The sequence below is a fragment of the Pseudacidovorax sp. DMC4 genome (assembly GCF_056314265.1).
Map to the genome: position 1 here is coordinate 237,737 of NZ_JBQUYR010000007.1, position 21,317 is coordinate 259,053.

The 21,317-nt window shown below is 69.7% G+C and carries 20 protein-coding genes; 8 read left to right on the forward strand and 12 right to left on the reverse strand.

Annotated elements, in window-relative coordinates; all coding sequences use genetic code 11:
* The first annotated feature begins 39 nt into the window (after nucleotides 1–39).
* From ACT54X_RS15120 to ACT54X_RS15140, 5 genes are all read left to right on the forward strand, one after another.
* Nucleotides 40–627, forward strand: a complete 588-nt coding sequence (locus ACT54X_RS15120) for a TRAP transporter small permease (RefSeq protein ID WP_294372250.1) — start codon at nucleotides 40–42, stop codon at nucleotides 625–627.
* On the forward strand, nucleotides 624–1,904 hold the full coding sequence (locus ACT54X_RS15125) for a TRAP transporter large permease (protein ID WP_294372247.1): 1,281 nt from the start codon (nucleotides 624–626) through the stop codon (nucleotides 1,902–1,904). Before ACT54X_RS15120 ends, ACT54X_RS15125 begins: the two co-directional genes overlap by 4 nt.
* 166 nt (nucleotides 1,905–2,070) lie before the next feature.
* A complete protein-coding gene (locus tag ACT54X_RS15130) occupies nucleotides 2,071–3,021 on the forward strand; it encodes an AraC-like ligand-binding domain-containing protein (protein WP_476347338.1) in 951 nt (316 codons plus the stop codon).
* 226 nt (nucleotides 3,022–3,247) lie between these two features.
* Entirely contained in the window at nucleotides 3,248–4,672 is a 1,425-nt protein-coding gene (locus tag ACT54X_RS15135; protein ID WP_294372242.1) for an NtaA/DmoA family FMN-dependent monooxygenase, read from the forward strand.
* Nucleotides 4,673–4,695: 23 nt separating this feature from the next.
* Nucleotides 4,696–5,196: a flavin reductase family protein gene (locus tag ACT54X_RS15140; protein WP_476347340.1), complete on the forward strand. Its 501-nt coding sequence runs from the start codon at nucleotides 4,696–4,698 to the stop codon at nucleotides 5,194–5,196.
* Between the two features lie 69 nt (nucleotides 5,197–5,265).
* Here the strand turns inward: ACT54X_RS15140 and ACT54X_RS15145 are convergent, their stop codons facing one another.
* The 5 genes from ACT54X_RS15145 to ACT54X_RS15165 all read right to left on the reverse strand — a co-directional run bounded on the left by ACT54X_RS15145 (nucleotide 5,266) and on the right by ACT54X_RS15165 (nucleotide 10,140).
* Nucleotides 5,266–5,952 carry a GntR family transcriptional regulator gene (locus ACT54X_RS15145; RefSeq protein WP_476347342.1) on the reverse strand — a complete coding sequence of 229 codons (687 nt, stop codon included), beginning with the start codon at nucleotides 5,950–5,952 and terminating at the stop codon, nucleotides 5,266–5,268.
* A 113-nt stretch (nucleotides 5,953–6,065) separates the two neighbouring features.
* Nucleotides 6,066–7,520: a dihydropyrimidinase gene (gene hydA, locus ACT54X_RS15150; RefSeq protein ID WP_476347344.1), complete on the reverse strand. Its 1,455-nt coding sequence runs from the start codon at nucleotides 7,518–7,520 to the stop codon at nucleotides 6,066–6,068.
* Between the two features lie 24 nt (nucleotides 7,521–7,544).
* Nucleotides 7,545–8,276, reverse strand: coding sequence for an amino acid ABC transporter permease (locus tag ACT54X_RS15155; protein ID WP_294372234.1), 732 nt, complete (start codon nucleotides 8,274–8,276; stop codon nucleotides 7,545–7,547).
* 86 nt (nucleotides 8,277–8,362) lie between these two features.
* Nucleotides 8,363–9,187, reverse strand: coding sequence for an ABC transporter substrate-binding protein (locus tag ACT54X_RS15160; RefSeq protein ID WP_294372231.1), 825 nt, complete (start codon nucleotides 9,185–9,187; stop codon nucleotides 8,363–8,365).
* 56 nt (nucleotides 9,188–9,243) lie between these two features.
* Nucleotides 9,244–10,140, reverse strand: a complete 897-nt coding sequence (locus ACT54X_RS15165; RefSeq protein WP_294372229.1) for a dihydrodipicolinate synthase family protein — start codon at nucleotides 10,138–10,140, stop codon at nucleotides 9,244–9,246.
* Nucleotides 10,141–10,247: 107 nt separating this feature from the next.
* Here ACT54X_RS15165 and ACT54X_RS15170 point away from each other — a divergent pair, with 107 nt between their 5' ends.
* Nucleotides 10,248–13,181: an FAD-dependent oxidoreductase gene (locus tag ACT54X_RS15170; protein ID WP_294372226.1), complete on the forward strand. Its 2,934-nt coding sequence runs from the start codon at nucleotides 10,248–10,250 to the stop codon at nucleotides 13,179–13,181.
* Between the two features lie 11 nt (nucleotides 13,182–13,192).
* The gene (locus tag ACT54X_RS15175) at nucleotides 13,193–14,455 is read left to right on the forward strand and encodes a M20/M25/M40 family metallo-hydrolase (RefSeq protein WP_476347347.1); all 1,263 of its coding nucleotides are present in this window, start codon (nucleotides 13,193–13,195) and stop codon (nucleotides 14,453–14,455) included.
* A gap of 71 nt (nucleotides 14,456–14,526) precedes the next feature.
* Here ACT54X_RS15175 and ACT54X_RS15180 read toward each other — a convergent pair whose 3' ends face one another.
* From ACT54X_RS15180 to ACT54X_RS15210, 7 genes are read right to left on the reverse strand one after another with little or no spacing between them, the layout of a single operon-like run.
* Complete coding sequence (locus ACT54X_RS15180; RefSeq protein WP_476347348.1) at nucleotides 14,527–15,318, reverse strand: SDR family NAD(P)-dependent oxidoreductase; 792 nt, start codon at nucleotides 15,316–15,318, stop codon at nucleotides 14,527–14,529.
* Entirely contained in the window at nucleotides 15,315–15,827 is a 513-nt protein-coding gene (locus tag ACT54X_RS15185; protein ID WP_476347350.1) for a nuclear transport factor 2 family protein, read from the reverse strand. The genes ACT54X_RS15180 and ACT54X_RS15185 overlap by 4 nt, the downstream gene beginning before the upstream one ends.
* Before the next feature lie 11 nt (nucleotides 15,828–15,838).
* Nucleotides 15,839–16,693 carry an SDR family NAD(P)-dependent oxidoreductase gene (locus ACT54X_RS15190; protein WP_476347352.1) on the reverse strand — a complete coding sequence of 285 codons (855 nt, stop codon included), beginning with the start codon at nucleotides 16,691–16,693 and terminating at the stop codon, nucleotides 15,839–15,841.
* On the reverse strand, nucleotides 16,690–17,661 hold the full coding sequence (locus ACT54X_RS15195) for a Bug family tripartite tricarboxylate transporter substrate binding protein (protein ID WP_476347354.1): 972 nt from the start codon (nucleotides 17,659–17,661) through the stop codon (nucleotides 16,690–16,692). The genes ACT54X_RS15190 and ACT54X_RS15195 overlap by 4 nt, the downstream gene beginning before the upstream one ends.
* Nucleotides 17,658–18,251 carry a carboxymuconolactone decarboxylase family protein gene (locus ACT54X_RS15200; protein ID WP_294372208.1) on the reverse strand — a complete coding sequence of 198 codons (594 nt, stop codon included), beginning with the start codon at nucleotides 18,249–18,251 and terminating at the stop codon, nucleotides 17,658–17,660. Before ACT54X_RS15200 ends, ACT54X_RS15195 begins: the two co-directional genes overlap by 4 nt.
* Before the next feature lie 7 nt (nucleotides 18,252–18,258).
* Nucleotides 18,259–19,254, reverse strand: a complete 996-nt coding sequence (locus ACT54X_RS15205; protein ID WP_476347356.1) for a Bug family tripartite tricarboxylate transporter substrate binding protein — start codon at nucleotides 19,252–19,254, stop codon at nucleotides 18,259–18,261.
* A gap of 8 nt (nucleotides 19,255–19,262) precedes the next feature.
* On the reverse strand, nucleotides 19,263–20,120 hold the full coding sequence (locus ACT54X_RS15210; RefSeq protein WP_294372202.1) for an SDR family NAD(P)-dependent oxidoreductase: 858 nt from the start codon (nucleotides 20,118–20,120) through the stop codon (nucleotides 19,263–19,265).
* 139 nt (nucleotides 20,121–20,259) lie between these two features.
* Between ACT54X_RS15210 and ACT54X_RS15215 the strand changes: the two genes are divergently transcribed.
* Nucleotides 20,260–21,303: a substrate-binding domain-containing protein gene (locus ACT54X_RS15215; protein ID WP_476347359.1), complete on the forward strand. Its 1,044-nt coding sequence runs from the start codon at nucleotides 20,260–20,262 to the stop codon at nucleotides 21,301–21,303.
* The last annotated feature ends 14 nt before the right edge of the window (nucleotides 21,304–21,317 follow it).

Below are 21,317 nucleotides of genomic sequence, written 5' to 3' on the forward strand. Positions count from 1 at the left end.
GAGCGCGCCCGCTGCGGCGCGCTCCGGGAGATCCTCATCATGAATCGCTGGATCGACCGCGCCTGCCGCGCGGTGGAGAACCTGGTTGCGCTCATGCTGGCCGTGATGGTCGTGCTCGTGTTCGGCAACGTCGTGCTGCGCTACGGCTTCAACTCGGGCATCCTGCTGTCCGAAGAAGTCTCGCGCTGGCTCTTCATCTGGATGACCTTCCTCGGCGCGCTGGTGGCGTTGCACGAGCGCGCCCATCTGGGCGTGGACATGGTCGTCGGCCGCCTGCCGCCTGCCGGCAAGAAGCTGTGCCTGCTGCTGAGCCAGCTGCTGATGCTCTACATGCTGTGGCTGCTTCTGCAGGGCAGCATCGTGCAGACGCGCATCAACTGGGACGTGGAGGCGCCGGTCACCGGCCTCTCGATGGCCATCGTCTACAGCGTGGGCATCGTGTTCGCCATCGGCGGTGGCCTGCTGCTGCTGATCGACCTGGGCCGCCTGCTTACGGGCCGCCTGCGCGAGGACGAACTCGTCGCCGTGCAGGAGTCGGAAGAGGCCGCGGCGCTGGCACAGGTGCTGGGCAACGCCCAGGCCTCGCAGGCACAACCGAACCCACATTCCCAGAAAGGCCGGCCATGACGCTGACCGTGTTCATCGGATCGCTGCTGCTGGCCATGGCCATCGGCATGCCGATCTCCTTCGCGCTGCTGGCCAGCGGCGTGGCCCTGATGTGGCAGCTGGACCTGTTCGACGCGCAGATCCTCACGCAGAACCTCATCGGCGGTGCCGACAGCTTTCCGCTGCTGGCCGTGCCCTTCTTCATGCTCGCCGGCGAGATCATGAACGTGGGCGGCCTGTCCAAGCGCATCGTCAACCTGGCGCTCTCGTTGGTGGGGCATGTGCGCGGCGGGCTGGGCTATGTGACCATCATGGCGGGCTGCCTGCTGTCGGCCCTCTCGGGCTCGGCCGTGGCCGATGCCGCGGCGCTCACGGCACTGCTGCTGCCCATGATGACTGCCGCCGGTCACGACAAGGCCCGCGCGGGCGGGCTGATCGCGGCCACCGGCATCATCGGGCCGGTGATCCCGCCCAGCATCGGGCTGGTGATCTTCGGCGTGGCGGCCAATGTGTCGATCTCCAAGCTCTTCCTCGCGGCCATCGCGCCGGGGCTGATGATCGGCGGCGCGCTGTGGATCACCTGGGCCTGGGTGGTGCGGCGCGAGAAGGTCGCGCCGCCGCCGCGCAAGAGCCGCCGTGAGATCCTCGCGGCCGCGCGCGAGGCGGGCTGGGCGCTGCTGCTGCCGGTGATCATCCTGGTGGGCCTGCGCATGGGCGTGTTCACGCCCACCGAAGCGGCGGTGGTCGCGGCGGTGTATGCCTTTGCCGTGGCGACCTTCGTCTACCGCGAGCTGAACTTCTGGCAGTTGCGCGACGTGTTCGTAGCGGCGGCCAAGACCAGCGCGGTGGTGATGTTCCTGATCGCGGCGGCCATGGTCAGCGCCTGGCTCATCACCGTGGCCGACCTGCCATCGAAGGTGGTGGGACTGCTGGAGCCCTTCATGGGCAACAAGGTGCTGTTGATGATCGGCATCATGGTGCTGGTGATGGTGGTCGGCACCGCGCTGGACATGACGCCGACCATCCTGATCCTCACGCCGGTGCTGATGCCGGTGGTGATCAAGGCGGGCATCGACCCGGTCTACTTCGGCGTGATGTTCATCATCAACAACTCCATCGGTCTGATCACGCCGCCGGTGGGCGTGGTACTGAACGTGGTGGCGGGTGTGGGCCGCATGAAGATGGACGAGGTCACCCGCGGGGTGCTGCCCTTCATGGCGGCGGAGTTCGCCATCATGTTCGTGATGGTGCTGTTTCCCCAACTGGTGATCGTGCCGGCGCGCTGGTTCGGCGGCTGAGGCGCAGCGGGGCGAGGCGGGTCGCCTCGCCGCGCCTCGCCGCTGCGGCACGGCTCGCGGCGTGACATCGCGTTGCGGCCCCGGGGCTGCGAGGGCTCGCCGGCGGAAGAATTCGGCATGGTTATTGCTGTCGTCGCGGACCGCCTGACGTCCCTGCGCCAAAACCATGCATACCTGGACCACCGAGAACCTTTCAGGCCGGGACAAGTTCGGGTTCTGGCGTGACGTGCTCTGCCAGACCTATTTGGCGCTGGATCCGCGGGTGGCCGACGAGCGGCAGTTCGTGGGGCGGGTCAGCGCACATCCGCTGTCCACGATCAACGTCACCACGATCTCCTCGTCGCGCCAGGAGATCTACCGGGGAGCATCCGAGATCCGGCGCATGCCGACCGAGGTGTACTTCCTGAACCTGCAGACGCGCGGGCAGTGCCGGATGATCCAGGGCGGGCGCGACGCACTCCTTGGTCCCGGTGAGTTCTCGATCGTGGATTCGACGCAGCCTTACCTCAACGATTACTGCAGCGACGACTGGGAGCAGCATTCGTTCCGGATTCCGCACCATCTGCTGCGACCGCTGGTGCAGCGCCCGGAACAGAAGACTGCGATCAAGGTCGCCAACGATGGCGGGTTGGGGAGCATGGCCATCGATTTCCTGACCCTGATCGCGCAGCGCGCGCAAGCCGTTCCGGATGCCGCCGGTGCGAAGCTGGGAGAGAGCCTCGTCAACCTGGTCGCGCTCTCCCTTGGTGCCACGGCGCAAGCCCGCGAGTCCGCCCAGCAAAGCGCCCGGCAAGGTTTCTGTGCCACCGTCACCAAGCACATCGAGCTGAACGCGGCGGACCCGCATCTTTCACCATCGAGCGTGGCTGCCCACTTCCGGGTATCTGCACGCTACCTGCACAAGGTGCTCGAAGAAGGTGGTCGGTCCTTCGGGCGGATCCTTCTGGAGAGCCGGCTCGAGCACTGTGCGCAGGACCTGCGCAGCGCCGAGCCGGCGCTGTCCATCTCGCAGATTGCCTACCGTTGGGGCTTCAACGACCTCTCGCATTTCAGCCGCACCTTCCGCGCGAAGTTCGGCCATACGCCGAGGGAACATCGGGCCGCAGCCGCCCGCTGAATACGCACGAAGCTCGGCCGAGCGCTCGCGCATCGTGCGCGAGGCGGCAGGCGACATCCCTGTTTCACCATCGCGCGGAGCCCGCGGCTCTGCGCCGTCGACGTGCCGCAGCGAGCCGCACCAAGCCGTTCCCTCGCAGAACAGTGCGCGTGCGCGCAGAGCCAAGACCCGGGTCGGAGGGCTTCCTAGACTGGAATCTCCCAACGCCCACAACCCGGAACTCCTCATGCGTAAACGTCTGATCTTCAATTGCTTCTCGATGAATGTGGTCTCCCACATCTATCACGGCACCTGGCGTCATCCCGAAACGACGCAGATGAACTTCGATGACCTGGACACCTGGAAAGACCTGTGCAGGCTCCTCGAAAAAGGCAAGTTCGATGCGCTGTTCCTGGCGGACATCCTGGGCATCGATCCGGCCTACAACGGATCGTGGGACACGTACATCAAGGAAGGAATGCAGATCCCGTGCAACGACACCGGCGCGCTGTGTGCCGCGCTGATCGGGGTGACCGAGCACCTGGGGCTGACCTTCACCAGCTCCATCATGTCGGAGCATCCGTTCAGCTTCGCGCGCCGCATGTCCACCCTCGATCACCTGAGCAAGGGCCGCATCGGCTGGAACATCGTCACCAGCGCCACCCACAACGCCGCCCAGAACTTCGGCTTCGACCAGATCGTCGAGCATGACGAGCGCTACCGCTGGGCCGAGGAATACATGGACGTGGTCTACAAGCTGTGGGAAGGCTCCTGGGACGAAGGCGCGGTTCTGGCGGACCGTGCCAACGGCATCTATGCCGATGCGGACAAGATCCATCGCATCTATCACCAAAGCAAGCGCTACAGCGTCCTCGGACCGCACATGGTGTCGCCCACACCGCAGCGCGTGCCCGTGCTCTATCAGGCGGGCTCCTCCAAGGTGGGACGCGAGTTTGCTGCCAGGCATGCCGAAGGCACCTTCGTGCTCTACCCAACGCTGGAAGGCGCGCGCAAGGGCATCGCGGAGCAGCGCGAGCTGGCCGTGGCCGCAGGACGTCGTGCCGACGACATCAAGTTCATTCAGGGCTTCTCCTTCGTGGTGGGAAGCACCATGGAGGAAGCCTGGCGCAAGTCGGAAGAGATCGACCGGTGGGTGAGCTACGACGGCCTGGCCGCGCACATCAGCCGCGACATGGGCATCGACCTGGGCGGCCTCGACCCCGACATGACGCTTGACCAGGCCAACATGTCGGGCGTCCAGGGCTATGCCCGCATGTACGAGGACTCCCACAACGGCCAGAAGGCCAAGGTGTCCGACTTGGTCAAGGCCCTGTCGTACAGCGGCCGGATGGTCGGAACGCCCGAAAGCATTGCCGATGAACTGGAGAAGTGGCAGGACGCGGGCATCGATGGCGTGAACATGATCGCGCAGTTCTTCCCGCAGTCGTACAAGGACTTCATCGAGCATGTCATTCCCCTGCTGCAGGATCGTGGCCTGGCCCAGCGCGAGTACGCCTCGGGTTCGCTTCGCCAGAAGATGTTCCCCGAGACGGGCGGGCGCCTGCCCGAGCGGCACGCGGCCGCCCGATACCGCGGTGCCTTCAAGGGCGCGGCCGAGAAGAGCGCTGGCGGGACGGGCGTCAGCTGGAACAAGGAGACGGCGGCGGCTTGAGGTGCCGCTGCCGGAAGCACTCCATGGTCACCGATGAACTCCACGTCCCGGACGCTTTCAAGACCGGCATGCGCCGGCTGGCCGCTGGCGTTTCTCTGATCACCAGCCGGCTGGACGAGCGGCGCGTCGGACTGATCGCCACCGCGGTCAGCTCGGTGGTGGCGGATCCGCCGACCCTGCTCGTCTGCATCAACCAGGGTGCCTCGGCGCACGCCGACATCCTGGCGGCAGGCATCTTCGCGGTGAATGTGCTGGCGGCGTCCGACCAGGGCATGGCCCAGGTCTTCAGTGATCCGTCACGGCGTCACGAGCGCTTCCAGACCGGCGTCTGGGACCGCGCAGTGACGGGGGCGCCGCTGCTTGGCTCCGCCATCGTGGCATTCGATTGCGCGGTGGTTCGGCAGATACCCTACACCACGCACACGATCTTTCTCGGCGAAGTGCGTGCGGTGCGGACGGCCGGGTCGACGTGCGACCCGCTGGTGTACCTCAACCAGCAGTTCAGGCGCGTGGCGGCGCTCTGAGTCTCACGTGGACGGCGGGGGTGATGCCAGTCCCGAGCCGGGGATCGTGCGGCTCGCTGCCTCGGCGGCTCAGTCCAGGATGGCGCGGCGCACGTCTTCCTGCAGGCTGCGCAGGTGCGCGCGCATGGCCTCGCGCGCGCGGTCCGCGTCGCGGCTGCGCAGCGCCTCCAGGATGCGGCCGTGCTCGTCGTGGTTCTCGCGCTGGCGGTGCAGCGGACTGTGCAGGCGGAAGAGCCGGGCATTCACCCGCAGCTCCTCCACCAGGCGCGGAAACACGACGTTGCCGCTGGCGCCGGCCAGGAACAGGTGCAGCTTGTCGTCGAAATGCCAGTGGGCGGTCTCGTCGTGCTCGCCCTCATGGAGGGCGCGCGCTTCGGTCTCGAGTGCATCCAGCTCCTCACTGGGGATGCGCGGCGCAGCCAACGCGATGGCTTCGCCCTCGATCACCTCACGGGCGCGCATGCAGTCGAAATATTCCTTGGTGCCCAGCGCACGCACCGCGTACGAGCGCGCGTCGCGCCGCACCAGCAGGCCCTCGCCGGCCAGGCGCACCAGCGCCTCGCGCATGGGCGTGCGGGAGATGCCCAGCTCTTCGGCCAGCCGGCCTTCCTGCAGCGGGCTGCCGCCGGAGATCTTGCGGTCGAGGATGAGCGTGCGCAGCCGGTCGTAGGCCTGCTCGGCCAGACTGGTCGAGCGCACCTCGAGCGGCGCGATCGTGATGGTGGCCGGCTGGGCGGGGCTGGGCAGGGTGGGCATGCGGAACGGCGTGGCGCGAAGGGCAAAAGCTTAGCAGGCCGATACGTCCGCGAGCACAGCGCTGCGGGCTGCGCCTGCGATGGACGCGCCCGTCGCAAGGGGGAGGCGGGCACTCAGAGCCATTTTTCCAGCGGATTGCCGTCGCGGGGCGCGCGCGGCCGCAGGCAAGGCAGGAAGAGCCCGGAGCCCGGCGCCGCATCGAATCGCCCGCCGTGCCATACGAGCCGGCCGCGGGAGACCGTGGTCGCGGGCCAGGCACGCAGCTTCATGCCTTCGTAGGGCGTGTAGTCGGCCGCATGGTGGAGCATGTCGTTGCGGATGGTGATCTCTTCGCCCGGCGCGAACTGGTCCCAGATCACGAGGTCGGCGTCGCCACCGACCGCGATGGTGCCCTTGCGCGGGTACAGGCCATACAGGCGCGCGGGGTTGGTGGCGGTCAGCTCTACGAAGCGGTGGATGTCGATGCGCCCGGCCATCACGCCCTCGCTCATCAGCAGCGGCAGGCGCGTCTCCACGCCCGGGATGCCGTTGGGAATGCGGTCGAAGGAGGCATCGTCGCCCGCGACGCGCTTGCCATCGGGCCCGTTCATGTTGAAGGGCGCGTGGTCGGACGAGACGATGGTGAAGAGCCCGCTGGAAAGGCCGTTCCAGATGAACTGCTGGTTGGCCTTGTCGCGCGGCGGCGGGCTGCAGATGCAGCGGGCGCCGTGCATCGGGTCGCTCTCGTCGATGCCCAGGTCCTCGGCGCTGAGGAAGAGGTACTGCGGGCAGGTCTCGGCGTGGATCGGCAGGCCGCGGCCCCGGGCCCAGTGGATCTGCTCCACCGCCTCGCGGCCCGAGACATGCACGATCAGGATCGGCGTGTCGATCAGTTCCGCCAGGGCGATGGCGCGGTGCGTGGCCTCGCGCTCCACGGCCATCGGCCGCGAGGCGGCGTGGTAGCGCGGCGCGGTGAGGCCGGCGTCCAGCAGCTGTTCGGTGAGCCAGGCGATGCAGTCGCTGTTCTCCGCATGGATCATGGTCATGGCGCCATGGCGGCGGGCCGTGGCCAGGACCTCGATGATCTGGCGGTCTCCCAGCTTCAGATCGTCGTAGGTCATGTAGATCTTGAAGGAGGTGTACCCCTTCTCGATCAGCTGCGGCAGCTCGCGCTGCGTCACGTCCTTGGTGGCGTCGGCCACGATGAGGTGGAAGGCGTAGTCGATGCAGGCCTTGCCTTCGGCGCGGCGGTGGTAGTCGTCCACCGCGGCCTGGATGCTGTGGCCGCGCTGCTGCAGCGCGAAGGGCAGCACGGTGGTGGTGCCGCCGCAGGCGGCGGAGCGCGTGCCCGTCTCGAAGTCGTCGGCGAACTTCGAGCCGTCGCTGGTGGGCTGGTCGAAATGGCAGTGCCCGTCCACGCCACCCGGCGTGACCAGGCGGCCAGCGGCGGCCAGCTCGCGCGTGGCGCTGCCTTCGAGGTCCTGCGCGATGGCGCTGATGCGGCCGTTCTTCACGCCGATGTCGGCGCGGTAGCGGTCGCCGACGGTGGCGATGTCCGCGTTGCGGACGATGAGGTCGTAGTGGGCCATGGTGGGGCGATGCGGGTCTGTACTTCAGCGCTGCTCAAGGGCGGCTTCGCCGGGTACGGGCCCATGCGACTTGGACTCGGCGCCGTGCCCGTAGGCGCGGCCGAAGTGGCGCTCGATGCGGCGCTGGATCAGGTCCCAGGCCGTCGTCATGAGCAGGTAGTAGATGGCCGCGACGAGGAACAGCTCCAGCACCATGAACTTCTCCTGGATCAGCACCTGCGTGCGGCGCAGCAGCTCTTCCATCGAAATCACGGAGGTGACCGAGGTGGTCTTGAGCAGGCCGTTGATGCTGTTGCCCAGTGTGGGGATGATCAGCCGCATGGCCTGTGGCAGCACGACGTAGCGCATGGTCTGCGCGCCGGTGAAGCCCATCGCCCGCGCGGCATTGGTCTGTCCGGCCGGGATGGACTGGATGCCGCCGCGCACGATCTCGGCCAGGTAGGCCGCCTCGTTGAGGATCAGGCCCAGCAGCGCCGACTCGATCACCGACAGCTTCAGGCCCATCTGCGGCAGGCCGGTGTAGATGATGATGAGCTGGACCAAGAGCGGCGTGCCGCGGAACACCCAGATGTAGAAGTGCGCCGGGGCCGAGAGCCAGCGGTGGCGCGACAGCCGCGCCAGCGCCAGGGCGCAGCCCAGGAGCAGGCCGCCCGCGATGGCGGCCAGCGTCAGCCACAGGGTCGTCACCGCGCCCTGGAGGATGTAGGGGTTGAACAAGTAGTCGGCGAATCCCGACCAGCTCCAGCCTTGGCCCATGTGGCGTCCTTCGTGTCGCTTCGATGGCACCCCCGCCGGGGGTGCGCCTCACGCCCATCCCGTCGTGGGACGGGCGCCCTGCCCTGTCAGGCCGCCGGTCCCTTGACGACCACCGGGCCGTCGATGGGCTTCACGCCGTACTGGTCGAACAGCTTCTGGAAGCTGCCGTCGGCCTTCATGTCGTTGAGCACCTTGGCCACGGCGTTGGCCAGCTCCTTGTTCTTGGTGGCCAGCGCCACGGGCGTGGGGAAGAGGCCCGACAGCACGCGGTCGAAGTCGCCGCGCTTCTGGTACTCGGCCCCCGTGGAGTCGATGGACAGGGCCACTTCCACCTGGCCGGCGCGCAGCGCCTGGAAGGCCATCGCGAAGTTCTCGAAGGTGCGGATGGTCATGCCCTTGAGGCCCTTGTCGGTGAGCTGCTTGTCCAGCTCGCGTGCCTTGCGCTCCTCGAAGCCGCCGATCTCCACGCCGATGGTCTTGCCCGACAGGTCCTCGGGCTTGGCGATCTTCAGCGGGTTGCCCTTGGCGGTGCTGATGCTGATGGCCTGGTCTTCGTACTGCAGCATCTGCATCAGCTTGGCGCGTTCCTCGGTGTAGAAAATGCCGGTGTTGATCAGGTCCCAGCGGCCGGCCTGCAGGCCCGGGATCATGGCCGAGAACTCGATGCGCACGTACTCCGGCGTCAGGCACAGGCGCTTGGCGATGGCTTCGCCCAGCTCCACGCGCATGCCCTTGAGCGCACCGGTCTGGTCCACGAACTGCATCGGCGGCAGCGTCGGGTTGACCGACATGGTCAGCGTGCCCTTCTTCACCAGTGCCGAATCGGGCACGGGCGACTTGCAGGTCTGGGCGGAGGCGAGGCCGGTGGCCAGCAGGGCCGCGGCGGCGACGGAGGCGAAGCGCAGTTTCATGGGAAGTCCTCGGGGGCAGGTCGAAGTGAAGGGAATGGGGTGAGGCGCGGCGGTGCTCAGGCGGCGATGGAGTCGAGCAGGCCCAGGCGGTCGAGCTCGGCGCGCAGGTCGGCCTGGTCTTCGGGCGGCAGCGGCAGGCGCGGCGCGCGGGGCTGGCCCACGGGCAGGCCCATCATGGCCAGGCCGTCCTTGGAGGCGGCGACATAGCGGTGGCCGCCGACCCAGCGCACGATGGGCAGGATCTTCTTGTAGAGCGCCAGGGCCGATTCCATGTCGCGCTCGTCGGCCACGAGCTCGAAGAGGCGGGCCGAGTCCTTCGGAATGAGGTTGGAGCACACGGCCACCCAGCCCTGCGCGCCCAGCCAGAAGGACTCGTAGCCCAGGATGCCTGCGAACACGGTCATGCGGTCGCCGCACAGCTCGATGATGTCGCGCACCCGCGTCACCTCGAGCGTGGACTCCTTGATGTACTGGCAAGCGTCGATGCGCGACAGGCGTGCCACCAGTTCGGGCTTGAGGTCCACATTGGCCGTGGCCGGGTTGTTGTAGACCATGATGGGGATGTCGATGGCCTCGCCCACCTTGCGGTAGTGCGCGAACAGCTCGTCGTCGGTGGGCGTGCTGTAGAAGGGCGGAATGATCATGACGCCGTCCGCGCCCATGGTCTGGGCTTCGCGCGACAGGCGCACGCATTCGTCGGTCCATTCTGCGCCGGTGCCGATCAGCACGGGCACGCGTTTTGCTGCCGTGGACACGCAGGTCTCGATCACCAGATTGCGTTCCTCGGCATCCAAAGACAGGAATTCGCCGGTGCTGCCCAGGGGGATCAGCCCGTGGATCCCCTCCTCGATCTGCCAGTTGACCAGCTTCTTCAGGGCCGGCACGTCCACATGCTTGCCGTCGGCGGTGAGAGGGGTGATGAGCACCGTATAGGTGCCACGGAACGCTGTCATGCCCGGTCCTTGCTCGAAAAAGGGTCGCGATACGGTTGGTATACGTGCAGTATACGTATACGATATGTGAAATCAACACGATTTCGCAGCCGTTCTTTTTCGCGCCGATGACCGACCTTCGCCTTCGCCATCCCTCTATCGCCACGGCCGGCCGCACCATCCGCATCCATTACGACGGGCAGCCCGTTGCGGCCCTCGAAGGCGAGACGGTCGCTGCGGCGCTGACCGCTGCCGGCCATGTGGCGTTGCGCCACACCCGCAGCGGCGAGCGTCGCGGCCTCTATTGCGGCATGGGCGCCTGCCAGGACTGCCTGGTCACCATCGACGGCCGGGCCAGCCAGCGGGCCTGCCTGGCCAAGGTCGAGGACGGCCAGGACATCCGTTCACAGATGCCGGCCGGCACGCCGGACGATCCCCTTCAGCCCTTGACGCCGGCCGCCGGCGCGGCACCCGACGAGCGCACGGTCGACGTGCTGGTGATCGGCGCCGGCCCCGCCGGCCTGGCCGCCGCGCGCACGGCCGCGCGCACCGGACTCTCGGTGCTGGTGCTGGACGAGCGACCGCAGGCCGGCGGCCAGTACTTCAAGCCGCTGGCGCCTTCGCACCGCAGCGATACCCCGCTGGACCGGCAGTTCGCCCAGGGCGAAACCTTGCGCCGGCAAGCCGAGGCGGCCGGCGTCCGCTTCGAACAGGGCGCCCAGGTCTGGGCGGCGTTCTCGCCCCAGGAGGTTGGTGCGCTCATCGACGGGCGGGCGACGGTGGTTCGCTGCCGCCAGCTGGTGATCGCCCCGGGCGCCTACGAGCGGCCCGTGCCCTTTCCGGGTTGGACGCTGCCCGGCGTGATGACGACCGGCGCAGCGCAGACCCTGGCTCGCGCCTACCGCGTCGCACCGGGCGAGCGGGTGCTCATCGCCGGCAACGGTCCGCTCAATCTGCAGTTGGCAGTGGAACTGCTGCAAGGCGGCGCCAAGGTGCTGGCCGTGGTGGAGTCCGCGCCGGCGCCTTCCGCCGCGCAGATCAAGCCCGCCCTGGCGGCGATGCGTGCGGCGCCCGACCTTGTGTGGCAGGGCGCCCGCTACCTCAGGCTCCTGCGTCGCGCCGGCGTGCCCGTGCTTTGGGGCCGCCATGTGGTCGCGGCCGAGGGGGACGCGCGGGTATGCCGCGTGGTGATCGCCGAGCACGCCGCGCCGACGCAGACCACTGCCTTCGACGTGGACACGCTGTGCCTGGGCTACGGCTTCATCCCGTCGACGGAGCTGGCCCGCATGCTGGGCTGCGCGCACCATGCGGCTGGCCGGCACCTGGGCCATCTCGCCACGACGACGGCCGAGGACGGCGCCACGTCCATCCCTGGCGTCTACGTGGTGGGCGACGGCGCCGACCTGGGCGGCGCGCGGGTGGCGCTGGCCCGCGGCACGCTGGCCGGCGGCGCAGCGGCGCGTGCCCTGGGCCGCACCGTGGCCGCCGACGCGCGCACGCGGACCGACCTGCATCGGGCCGAGGCCTTCCAGCGCGCCCTGTGGACGCTCTACCAGGCACCGCCGATGTCGCTGGCCGAAGTGCCCGACGAGACCGTGCTATGCCGCTGCGAAGAGATCCGCTTCGGCGACGTGCGTGCGCAGATCCGCGCCGGCCGCGACTCGCTGGCCGCCATCAAGCGCAACACCCGGCTCGGGATGGGCCGCTGTCAGGGCCGCTACTGCGCCGTGACCGCCGCCAAACTGGTGACCGAGATGACCGGCCGCGCCGTGGCGCCGGAGCAGTACCTGGCACCGCGCCCCCCGGCCAAGCCGGTGCCCGCGGGGGCACTGGGTTTCGAGAAGCCCGAATGGGGCGGCCACAAGCCGGCCATCACGCCCAACCTGGCGCGGCCCGTCGAGAGCGCGCCGCTGCCCGACATGCAGGCCGACGTGGTCGTCATCGGCGCGGGCGTGCTCGGCGCCTCGCTCGCCTACTACCTGTCGCAGGCCGGCCAGGATGTGCTGGTGCTCGACCGGGACGAGCTCAACCTGCAGGCCTCGGGCGCCAACGCCGGCAGCCTGCATGTGCAGCTGCTGAGCTTCGACTTCGGCGCCAAGGCCCAGGCCGGTGGCGGGCCGGCCGCCGCCACGCTGCCGCTCGGGCCGCTGTCGGTGCGGCTGTGGCAGCAGATCGAGCAGGACTGCGGCGAGGACCTGGAAATCAAGATCACCGGCGGTCTGATGGTGGCCGACAGCGAGGCCGGCATGCGCTTCATCGAAGCCAAGGCCGCGCTGGAGCGCCAGCACGGCATCGAGGCCCATGTGATCGACGGCACCGAACTGCGGCGGCTCTCCCCTGCCCTGTCCGAAAGCCTGCTGGGCGCGGAGCTGTGCCCCATGGAAGGCAAGATCAACCCGCTGCGCGCCACCTATGCGCTGGCCGCCCGCGCGCAGGCCCGCGGGGCGCGCTTCGTGCGAGGCTGCAACGTGCAGTCCATCGAACGGCAGCCCGGCAACGGCGCCGGTTTCGTGCTCGCCACCTCGCGCGGCACCGTGCGTGCGCGCCGGCTGGTCAACGCCAGCGGGGCCTGGTCCAGCACCGTGGGCGACATGCTGGGCGTGCGCATCCCGGTGCAGGGCGCGCCGCTGCAGATGATCGTGACCGAGCCCGCGCCGCCGGTGGTGGATCACCTGATCGCCCACGCCGACCGGCACCTCAGTCTCAAGCAGGCGGCCAGTGGCGGCCTGCTCATCGGGGGCGGCTGGACGGCCGCCTTCGATCCGGCCATGCGCCTCAACCGCGCGGTGCGCGACAGCCTCGAAGGCAGCCTCTGGGTTGCGCGGCACGTGCTGCCGGCGGTGGCGGGCCTGCACATGGTGCGTTGCTGGGCCGGCATGAACGTCAACATCGACGGCGCGCCGATCCTGGGCGAGGTGCCCGGTGTGCCGGGCTTCTACAACGCCGTGACCTCCAACGGCTACACGCTGGCGCCCATCGCCGGCAAGCTGGTGACCGAACTGCTCGTACATGGCGATGCCGGCATGGACCTCACGCCCTTTCGCATCGACCGCTTCCTGTGACCTTCTCTCGAATGACCGAACCGACCCTGACGCCCGAGGCCGCGCGCACGCTGATGCGCGGCTTCATCGACGACCACTTCGACGCGCAGGTCGACATGCTCGCGGCGCTGGTGCGCTGCCCATCCGACAACCCACCCGGCGACTGCGCGCCCCATGCCGAACTGGCCGCCCAGCTGTACGAGGCGCAGGGCTTCACCGTCGAGCGCCACCCGGTGCCGGCCGAAGAGGCCGCCCGCCACGGCATGCGCAGCGTGGTCAATCTGATCGTGCGCGAGCGCTTCGGCGACGGCCCGGTGGTGGCGCTCAACGCGCATGGCGACGTGGTGCCGCCCGGTGCCGGCTGGAGCGCCGACCCCTACGGCGGCGAGGTGCGCGATGGCTGGCTCTACGGCCGCGGTGCGGCCGTGTCCAAGTCCGACTTCACCACCTACGGCCAGGCCCTGCGCGCACTGCGCGCCGCCCATGCGGCCGGCCTGCCGCTGGCCGGCAGCGTCGAACTGCACCTGACCTACGACGAAGAGACCGGTGGCATGACCGGCCCCGGCTGGCTGCTGTCGCAGGGGCTGAGCCGGCCCGACTACGTGCTGTCGGCCGCCTTCAGCCACCATGTGGTGGTGGCCCACAACGGCTGCCTGCATCTCGAAGTGACGCTGCACGGCCTGTCGGCCCATGCGGCCCGACCCGATACCGGCCACGACGCCATCGAGGCCGCCGCCCATCTGCTGCCGGCGCTCTACCGCTACCGCGACAGCCTCGCGCAGCGGCCCTCGGCCACGCCGGGCATTACGCATCCGACCCTGGTCGTGGGGCTGATCGAAGGCGGCATCAACACCAACGTGGTGGCCGACCGGCTGACGCTGCGCATCGACCGACGCATCGTGCCCGAGGAGGTGCCCGAGCAGGTCGAGGCCGAGCTGCGCGAGGTGATCGAAGGCGCCTGCGCAGCGCTGCCCGGCATCCGCGCCGAGGTGCGGCAGATCCTGCTGGCGCGGCCCTTCGCGCCCGCGCCCGGCAGCGAAGCCTTTGTCGAACTGGTTTGCCGCGAGGCCAGCGCGGTGATGGGCCAGCCGGTCACGCCCATCGGCGTGCCGCTCTACACCGACGCGCGGCTCTATGCCGAGGCCGGCATCCCGACCGTGATGTTCGGCGCCGGGCCGAAGAGCCTGATCGAGGCCAACGGCCACCGGGCCGACGAGCGCGTGCCGCTGCATGAATTGCGGCTGGCCACGGTGGCGGTGGCCAACGTGCTGCTGGAACTGCTGACACCTCGCTGAGTGCGGGCGCGGGCGCCCGCGGATGCTGCGCCGGTCCGCGTCCTGCTCGCGCCCGGCGCGCGAGCGGGTGCCTAACGCGCCGAGGCGCCGCCGTCCACCGGAATGATGGCGCCCGTCATGTAGCTGGAGGCCGGCGAGGCCAGCAGCAGGGCCAGGCCCTGGATCTCGCGCGGGTCGGCCACGCGGCCCAGCGGGATGTAGGTGCGCATGCGCTCGACCGATTCGGGCAGGCGCAGCCGGCCGCCATTGATGCCGGTCGCAAAGGGGCCCGGCGCGATGGCGTTGACCAGCACGTTGAAGGGCGCAAGCTCCATCGCCGCCTGCCGCACCAGGTTGTTCACCGCCGCCTTGGACGCCACATAGGCATAGCCCGACAGCGCCTCCGAGCGCAGCCCGGCGATGGACGAGGTGACCACGATGCGTCCCTGGGCGCGCGGCTTCATGTGCCGGGCGGCAGCACGCACCGTCACCAGCACGCTGTCGAGGTTGATGCGCAGCACGCGGTCCCAGTGGGCCATGTCCAGGTTCTCCAGCCGGCCGGTGTCGACCATGAAGCCGCGGCCTGCGCTGATGCCTGCATTCGCGAACACGCAGTCCAGCGCGCCGTGCCGCGCGGCGACATCGTCGATCAGCGCATCGACCGCGCCGGGCGCGGTGACATCGAGCACGGCGGACTCGGCCAGGGGATGCGTGGCGTGAAGGCGCGCATGCTCGGTGGCGAGCGCGTCGGCGTCCACGTCGGTCATCACCGTGCGTGCGCCGGCCTGCAGCATGGCCTCCGCGATGGCCAGGCCCAGGCCGCTCGCCGCGCCGGTCACGACCACCGTGCGGCCGGCGAGGTCGAAGAGCGCGGGCACGCTCATTGCGCAGCCTCCTTCTTCTTCTGCACGGGCAGCAGGTGTTCCCAGTGCTCGGCGGCCTCGATCATGTAGTGCACGGTCAGCACCACGCGCTGGAAGAGCCAGCGCCCGTCGAGGCGGATGTATTCGTCGTCGAAGCGGCCGACCACGTACAGGCTCTTGCCCTGGCTGACGGGGCGGCCGTCCATGTAGCTGCGGCCGGTGCCGCGGTCGCCCTGCAGCTCGATCTCGTGTTGGTGGATGAACTGCCGCGCATGCTGCACCGGAAAGTCCTGGAAGAAGCGGCGGATGGCCTCGCGGCCCCGCACCTCGGGTCGGCCGTTGTAGACCACCGTGGCGTCGGGCGCGAAGAGTTCGTACAGGCGCGGGCCCTCGTCCTCGTTGACCAGTTCGTGGTAGCGGTTGCGCAGGGCGCGGATGGCGTCCAGGTCGTCCTGCCGGTCGAGCCGGGCCTGCAGCTGCGCGACCTGCGCAGCCAGGCGCGCCAGTTCGGTGTCGGGGGCGGTCGTCATCAAGGGTTCCTTCAGGGTTGAGCGGTCGGCCCGCCCTCCGCCGTGGGCGGATGCTGGGCACGGAAGTCGTCGAGGATGCGGTGCATGCGGCGCTCGACGGAAGCACCGGTGTGGGCATGGGGAATCACATAGAAGCGCTGCTGGCGGATGGCCTCGAGCGTGAGCGCCGCCACCTCCGCGGCGCCGATGGGCGAGGCGGCCATGCCGACCCGCACCCGCTCCTCGTAGGCCGCAGCCGGGGGCACGGTGCGATCGAGGCCGGCGGGTCGGTTGCGGCCCGACTGGTGGATGCCCGTGGGCAGCAGCGAGGGACACAACACCGACACGCCGATGGCGGCACCGGCCTGTTGCAGGTCGTGCGCGAGGCATTCGCTGAACGCCACCACCGCATGCTTGGTGGCCGCGTAGACGCTCGACCCCGCCAGCGTGGCGAGCCCGGCGGCAGACGCGGTGTTGACCACATGCGCGGGCGTGCCGCGGGCCAGCATGCGGGGCACGAAGCTGCGCACACCATGCGCCACGCCCATCACGTTGACGTGCCACAGCCATTGCCAGTCGTCCGCGGTCGCCAGCCAGGCCGGACCGAGGATGGCCACGCCGGCGTTGTTGAAGAGCCAGTCCGTGCCGCCGTACTCGGCCTCGCAGGCCAGGGCGAAGGCCTCGACGTCCTGGGCCTTGCCGACATCGCCCGCCTGGCTGATGACCGGTGCGCCGAGCGCGACGGCCAGGGCCGCGGTCTCGGCGAGCGCGCCGGGCTCGATGTCGGTCAGCGCCAGGGCCATGCCCTCGCGTGCGCAGGCGAGCGCCAGCGCGCGGCCGATGCCGCTGCCCGCGCCGGTGATGGCGGCGACCTTGCGGGTGCTCATTCGGGCGTCACCCCGGCCTCGCGCAGCACCGTGGTCCACTTGGCGGCCTCGGTGGCGACATAGGCCTGGAACTGCGCATGCGGCATGTCGACGGTGAAGCTCTCCACCGACTCCAGGGCGCCCCGGACCTCGGGCGTCTTCAGCGTCTCGTCCACCGCGTCGGACAGGCGCTGCACGATGGCCTGGGGTGTCCTGGCGGGTGCGAACAGGCCGCCCCAGCTCTGTGACTCGATGCCCGGAAAGCCGGCCTCGGCCATCGTCGGCACCTCGGGCAGGCTCGGCATGCGCTGCGTCCGGGTCACGGCCAGCGGCCGCAGCTTGCCGCTGCGGATCTGCGGGCCCGAGGTCTGGACGAAGTCGAACATGGCATCCAGGTTGCCCGCCATCAGGTCCACCAGCGCGGTCGAGCTGGACTTGTACGGGATATGCGTGAAGCGCGCGCCGGTGCGCGTCTGCAGCAGCTCCAGGCAGAGGTGGCCCGAGGTGCCCTTGCCGCCCGAGCCGAAGTTGAGCTTGCCGGGGTTCGCCCTTCCGTAGGCCACCAGGTCGGCCACCGACTTGATGTTCAGCGTGGGGTTGACCACCAGCACCGACGCATTGCCGGACAGCCCGTGGATCGCGACGAAGTCCTTCACCGGGTCGTAGCGGATGGTCTTGTAGATGGCGCTGTTGGTGCCCTGGGTGCCCTGCGTGCCGATCAGCAGGGTGTAGCCATCGGGCGCGGCGCGCGATGCGACCTCGGCGCCGAGCGAGCCGCTCACGCCGACGCGGTTGTCGATCACGATGGGCTGGCCGAGCCGGCTGGCGAGCACGCGGGCGATCGTGCGGGCCTGCTGGTCCACCACGCTGCCCGCGCTGAAGGGCACGATCAGCGTGATGGGCCCCTGCGGGTAGGCCTGGGCGCGAGCCAGCGGCGCGACGCCCAGCGCGCCGATCGCGAGCGAGAAATGGCGGCGGTTCAGGTTCATGGCCGGTCTCCTTGTGCGGCTTGCGCGCCGAGCACGCCCGACCAGCCCGCAAAGCCGGCCAGCGGGTCCTTGTCCTCGATGTCCACCTCGAAGTTCTCGAGGATGCGGCACACCATCATGTAGTAGCCGATGGTCATGACGATCTCCATCAGCTGCTGGTGTGGCAGGTGGGCCGCCAGCGCGTCGAAGCAGTCGGCGGGCGCCTTCACCTGGCGCACCACGGCATCGGTGAAGCGCAGCACCTGCTGCTCCAAGGGGTCGAAGGAATCGTCGGGCGCGTGGCCGCCCTTCCCCGACAGAACGGCCTCGATCTGCGCCGCCGGCACGCCCGCCTGCGCGGCCACGCGGCGGTGCTGGAACACCTCGTATGACGAACCGCACAGCGCGCCCACGCGCAGGATCACCAGCTCGCGCAGCGTGGCCGGCAGCGATGAGTGGCGCAGGATCGCGCTGCCCAGCCCCAGGAAGCCCTCGCCCGTGCGCCCGCCGTGAGCCACCATGCGGTAGATGTTGAGCGGCGGCCGGTCGTTCAGCAGGCGCTGGAAGCCCTCGGGCGCCTGGCTCAGGTCGAAATAGGGAATGCGTGCCATGGTTCGTTCAGTCCAGTCGGATGCCGGCGGCGTGGAGCACCTCGCGCCAGCGTTGGGTTTCTTCGATGACGAAGGCGGCGGCGGCTTCGGAACTGCCACCCACGGGCTCGACGGTGAGCTCGCGCATGCGGTCGACCACGGCGGCGGTGGCCAGGGCCTGGTTCATCTCGGCATTGAGCCGCTGCACGATGGGCGCCGGCGTGCCCGCAGGCGCCCACAGGCCACCCCAGGCCGCCATGACGCAGTCGCGCAGGCCCAGTTCCTCGAAGGTCGGCACGTCGGGCAGCAGCGGCAGGCGCTTGGCGGCCGTCACCGCCAGCGGGCGCAGCTTGCCCGCGCGGATGTGGGTGATGGTGCCGGCCACGTTGTCGAACAGGATCGGCACCTGCCCGCCGATCACGTCGGTGACCGCTGGCGCGCTGCCCTTGTAGGGCACATGGGTGAACTGCACGCGGGCCGAGCGCTGCAGCAGCACCAGAGACAGGTGGCCGCTGGTGGCATTGCCCGGCGTGGCCACGGCCAGGCTGCCCGGCGATGCCCGCACCTGCGACAGCAGGGACGCCACATCCGCCGGGCGGAAGGCCGGGTGGGTGCACATCACGTTGTAGACCTTGCCTTCCAGCGCGATGGGCACGAAGTCCTTGATGGGGTCGTAGTCCAGCCGGGGGTACAGGCTGACGTTCATCGCCTGGGTGGCGTTGGTGCCATAGAACAGCGTGTAGCCATCGGCCGCACTGCGGGCCGCCGCGGCGGCGGCGATGTTGCCGGAGGCGCCGGGGCGGTTGTCGATCACGATCGGCTTGCCGAGCTGGCGTGACATCTGGTCGGCGAGCCGGCGCGCCGACTGGTCCGCCGAGCCGCCGGCCGGAAAGCCGACGATGAGCCGGATCGGCCGCTCGGGATAGGCCATAGCCTCGCCCGCGGCCAGGGCCGTGCGGGCGCCGATGCCGGCCAGTGCCGCGCCCAGGACGAACTCCCGGCGCCGGAGCGATGAAGGCTGCATGGCCGCTCCTACTTGCGCGAGATGCCGCCGATCAGGCCGCCGTCGACCACCAGCGCATGCGCATTGACGTACGACGATTCGTGCGACATGAGGAAGAGCGCGGCATGCGCCACTTCCCAGCCCGTGCCCTGCCGGCCGAAGGGCAGCGGCATGGCCAGGCGGTCGGTGCGGCGGCGCGTGGCCGCGCGGCCGATGGGCGTGTCCATGAGGCCCGGCAGCAGGCTGTTGCAGCGCACGCCCTTGGCCTGCCCTGCCATCGCGATGGAACGCGCCAGCGAGACCTGCGCCGCCTTGGTGGTCTCGTAGGCCGGGTTGAAGCTGGAGTTGCGCAGCGCCGCGATGGACGACAGAAGAATGATCGAGCCGCCCGGCGCCATGTGCCGCAGCGCCTGCTGGCCGAACAGCATGCAGGCGCGCACGTTGACCGCATGCTCCGCGTCCCATGCCTCGGCCGACTGCGCGTCGAGCGCGAGGCCACTGGCCACGCCCACCACCATCACCAGCCCGTCCAGGCCCTGCATGCGGGCGGCGGCGCGCTCGACCACACCGGGAATGGCCTGGGCATCGGCCACGTCGGCCACCTCTTCATGCGCGGTGCCGCCGGCCTCGCGCACCAGGGCGCAGGTCTGCGCCAGCGCGGCGGGGTTGATGTCCACGCAGGTGAGCGTGGCGCCCTCATGGGCGAACAGCTGCGAGATGGCGCGGCCGTTGCCCACGGGCGGCTGCGGATCGTCGATGTCGCGCTGGCCCGCGCCCACCACGAGGATGCGGCGCCCCGCCAATCGGCCGGACGATGGACGCAACCGGCCCAGCGCCTCGTCGTAGAGCTGGGCATCGGGTTGGATGGCGGGGGCGGATGAGGACATGGGGGATGGCTCCTTGTGTTGTCTGCAACGCTTCGGGAAGGCTGCATCGTGCCGAGGTGGAAACGTTTCCGGCCTAGCGCTAACCCTCGACTGCTGTCACCTAAGATGCAGCCATGCTGTGGACTGGAAACGTATCCGGATGAAGACGGACAAGGCACGCGTGGACCTGCGCGACGTGGCGCGGCTGGCGGGTGTGTCGCTGGGCAGCGCCTCGCGCGCGATGAACGGTGCGGGCGCTTCTGCGGCAACGCGCGAGAAGGTCGAGCGGGCCGCCGCCACCCTGGGCTGGCGGCCCAACCATGCCGCGCAGGCCCTGCGCTCGCGGCTCAGCCGCACGGTGGGCTGCCTGCTGCCGGACATCGGCAATCCGCTCTATGCACAGGTCTTTCGCGCGCTCGAGGACGAGTTCCTGGCACTGGGCTATCTGCCGCTGCTGGCCAACGGCGCCAACGACCTGGAGCGTGAGCTGCGCACGCTGTCGATGTTCATGCAGCGCGGCATGGACGGCGTGATCCTGGCGCCCGGCAACGAGCGCAGCCCCGAACTCGTCGAGGCGCTACGGACGCTGCCCATGCCGGCTGTGGTCTTCGACCGCGAACTGCCAGGCGTGCACGACAGCGTGGTGATCGACCATGCGGCCGGCGTGCGGGCGGCGGTGGAGCGGCTCATGGCGCTGGGCCACCGCGCCATCGCGCTGGTGCTGTGGCAGGGCGAGACGCGGCCCGTGCGCCGGCGTATCCAGGGCTACAAGGCGGCCTATGCCGGTGCGGGCCTGCCGGTGCCCGCGCTGATCGTGCAGGCGCAGAGCGTGACGGCCTCCGCCTTCGAGGAGATCGCGGAACTGTTGGCCCGGCCCGGCCGGCCGACGGCGCTGATCGTGCAGGGCACGCACATGCTCAACAGCGCCCTGCGCGCGGTGGCCTCGCGCGGCCTGCACATGCCGCAGGACGTCTCCATCGTCGGCATCGGCGACACGGCCTTCGCCCGCGACCATGAGCCTGCGGTATCGGTGCTGACCATCGACATGGCGGATGCGGCGCGGCGGCTCGCCAGGCTGCTCGTGGACCGCATTGCCGAGCCGGGCCTGCCGGCGCGGCGCGAGCGGGTGGAGCTGCGCTACGAGGAGCGTGCTTCCGTCGTGCCGCTCGGCGCCGAGGACGCGGCAGGCCCACGACGCCGCTGACTCGCGGCCGGCCG

What these genes read in the sequence shown, in the direction of transcription:
- ACT54X_RS15125 (WP_294372247.1), top strand. Translation starts at nt 624, where the DNA reads ATGACGCTGACCGTGTTCATCGGATCGCTGCTGCTGGCCATGGCCATC.
- ACT54X_RS15160 (WP_294372231.1), bottom strand. Translation starts at nt 9,187, where the DNA reads ATGAAACTGCGCTTCGCCTCCGTCGCCGCCGCGGCCCTGCTGGCCACC.
- ACT54X_RS15170 (WP_294372226.1), top strand. Translation starts at nt 10,248, where the DNA reads ATGACCGACCTTCGCCTTCGCCATCCCTCTATCGCCACGGCCGGCCGC.
- ACT54X_RS15215 (WP_476347359.1), top strand. Translation starts at nt 20,260, where the DNA reads ATGAAGACGGACAAGGCACGCGTGGACCTGCGCGACGTGGCGCGGCTG.
- ACT54X_RS15155 (WP_294372234.1), bottom strand. Translation starts at nt 8,276, where the DNA reads ATGGGCCAAGGCTGGAGCTGGTCGGGATTCGCCGACTACTTGTTCAAC.
- ACT54X_RS15180 (WP_476347348.1), bottom strand. Translation starts at nt 15,318, where the DNA reads ATGAGCGTGCCCGCGCTCTTCGACCTCGCCGGCCGCACGGTGGTCGTG.
- ACT54X_RS15120 (WP_294372250.1), top strand. Translation starts at nt 40, where the DNA reads ATGAATCGCTGGATCGACCGCGCCTGCCGCGCGGTGGAGAACCTGGTT.
- ACT54X_RS15185 (WP_476347350.1), bottom strand. Translation starts at nt 15,827, where the DNA reads ATGACGACCGCCCCCGACACCGAACTGGCGCGCCTGGCTGCGCAGGTC.
- ACT54X_RS15135 (WP_294372242.1), top strand. Translation starts at nt 3,248, where the DNA reads ATGCGTAAACGTCTGATCTTCAATTGCTTCTCGATGAATGTGGTCTCC.
- ACT54X_RS15190 (WP_476347352.1), bottom strand. Translation starts at nt 16,693, where the DNA reads ATGAGCACCCGCAAGGTCGCCGCCATCACCGGCGCGGGCAGCGGCATC.
- hydA (WP_476347344.1), bottom strand. Translation starts at nt 7,520, where the DNA reads ATGGCCCACTACGACCTCATCGTCCGCAACGCGGACATCGCCACCGTC.
- ACT54X_RS15145 (WP_476347342.1), bottom strand. Translation starts at nt 5,952, where the DNA reads ATGCCCACCCTGCCCAGCCCCGCCCAGCCGGCCACCATCACGATCGCG.
- ACT54X_RS15165 (WP_294372229.1), bottom strand. Translation starts at nt 10,140, where the DNA reads ATGACAGCGTTCCGTGGCACCTATACGGTGCTCATCACCCCTCTCACC.
- ACT54X_RS15130 (WP_476347338.1), top strand. Translation starts at nt 2,071, where the DNA reads ATGCATACCTGGACCACCGAGAACCTTTCAGGCCGGGACAAGTTCGGG.
- ACT54X_RS15175 (WP_476347347.1), top strand. Translation starts at nt 13,193, where the DNA reads ATGACCGAACCGACCCTGACGCCCGAGGCCGCGCGCACGCTGATGCGC.
- ACT54X_RS15200 (WP_294372208.1), bottom strand. Translation starts at nt 18,251, where the DNA reads ATGGCACGCATTCCCTATTTCGACCTGAGCCAGGCGCCCGAGGGCTTC.
- ACT54X_RS15210 (WP_294372202.1), bottom strand. Translation starts at nt 20,120, where the DNA reads ATGTCCTCATCCGCCCCCGCCATCCAACCCGATGCCCAGCTCTACGAC.
- ACT54X_RS15205 (WP_476347356.1), bottom strand. Translation starts at nt 19,254, where the DNA reads ATGCAGCCTTCATCGCTCCGGCGCCGGGAGTTCGTCCTGGGCGCGGCA.
- ACT54X_RS15195 (WP_476347354.1), bottom strand. Translation starts at nt 17,661, where the DNA reads ATGAACCTGAACCGCCGCCATTTCTCGCTCGCGATCGGCGCGCTGGGC.
- ACT54X_RS15140 (WP_476347340.1), top strand. Translation starts at nt 4,696, where the DNA reads ATGGTCACCGATGAACTCCACGTCCCGGACGCTTTCAAGACCGGCATG.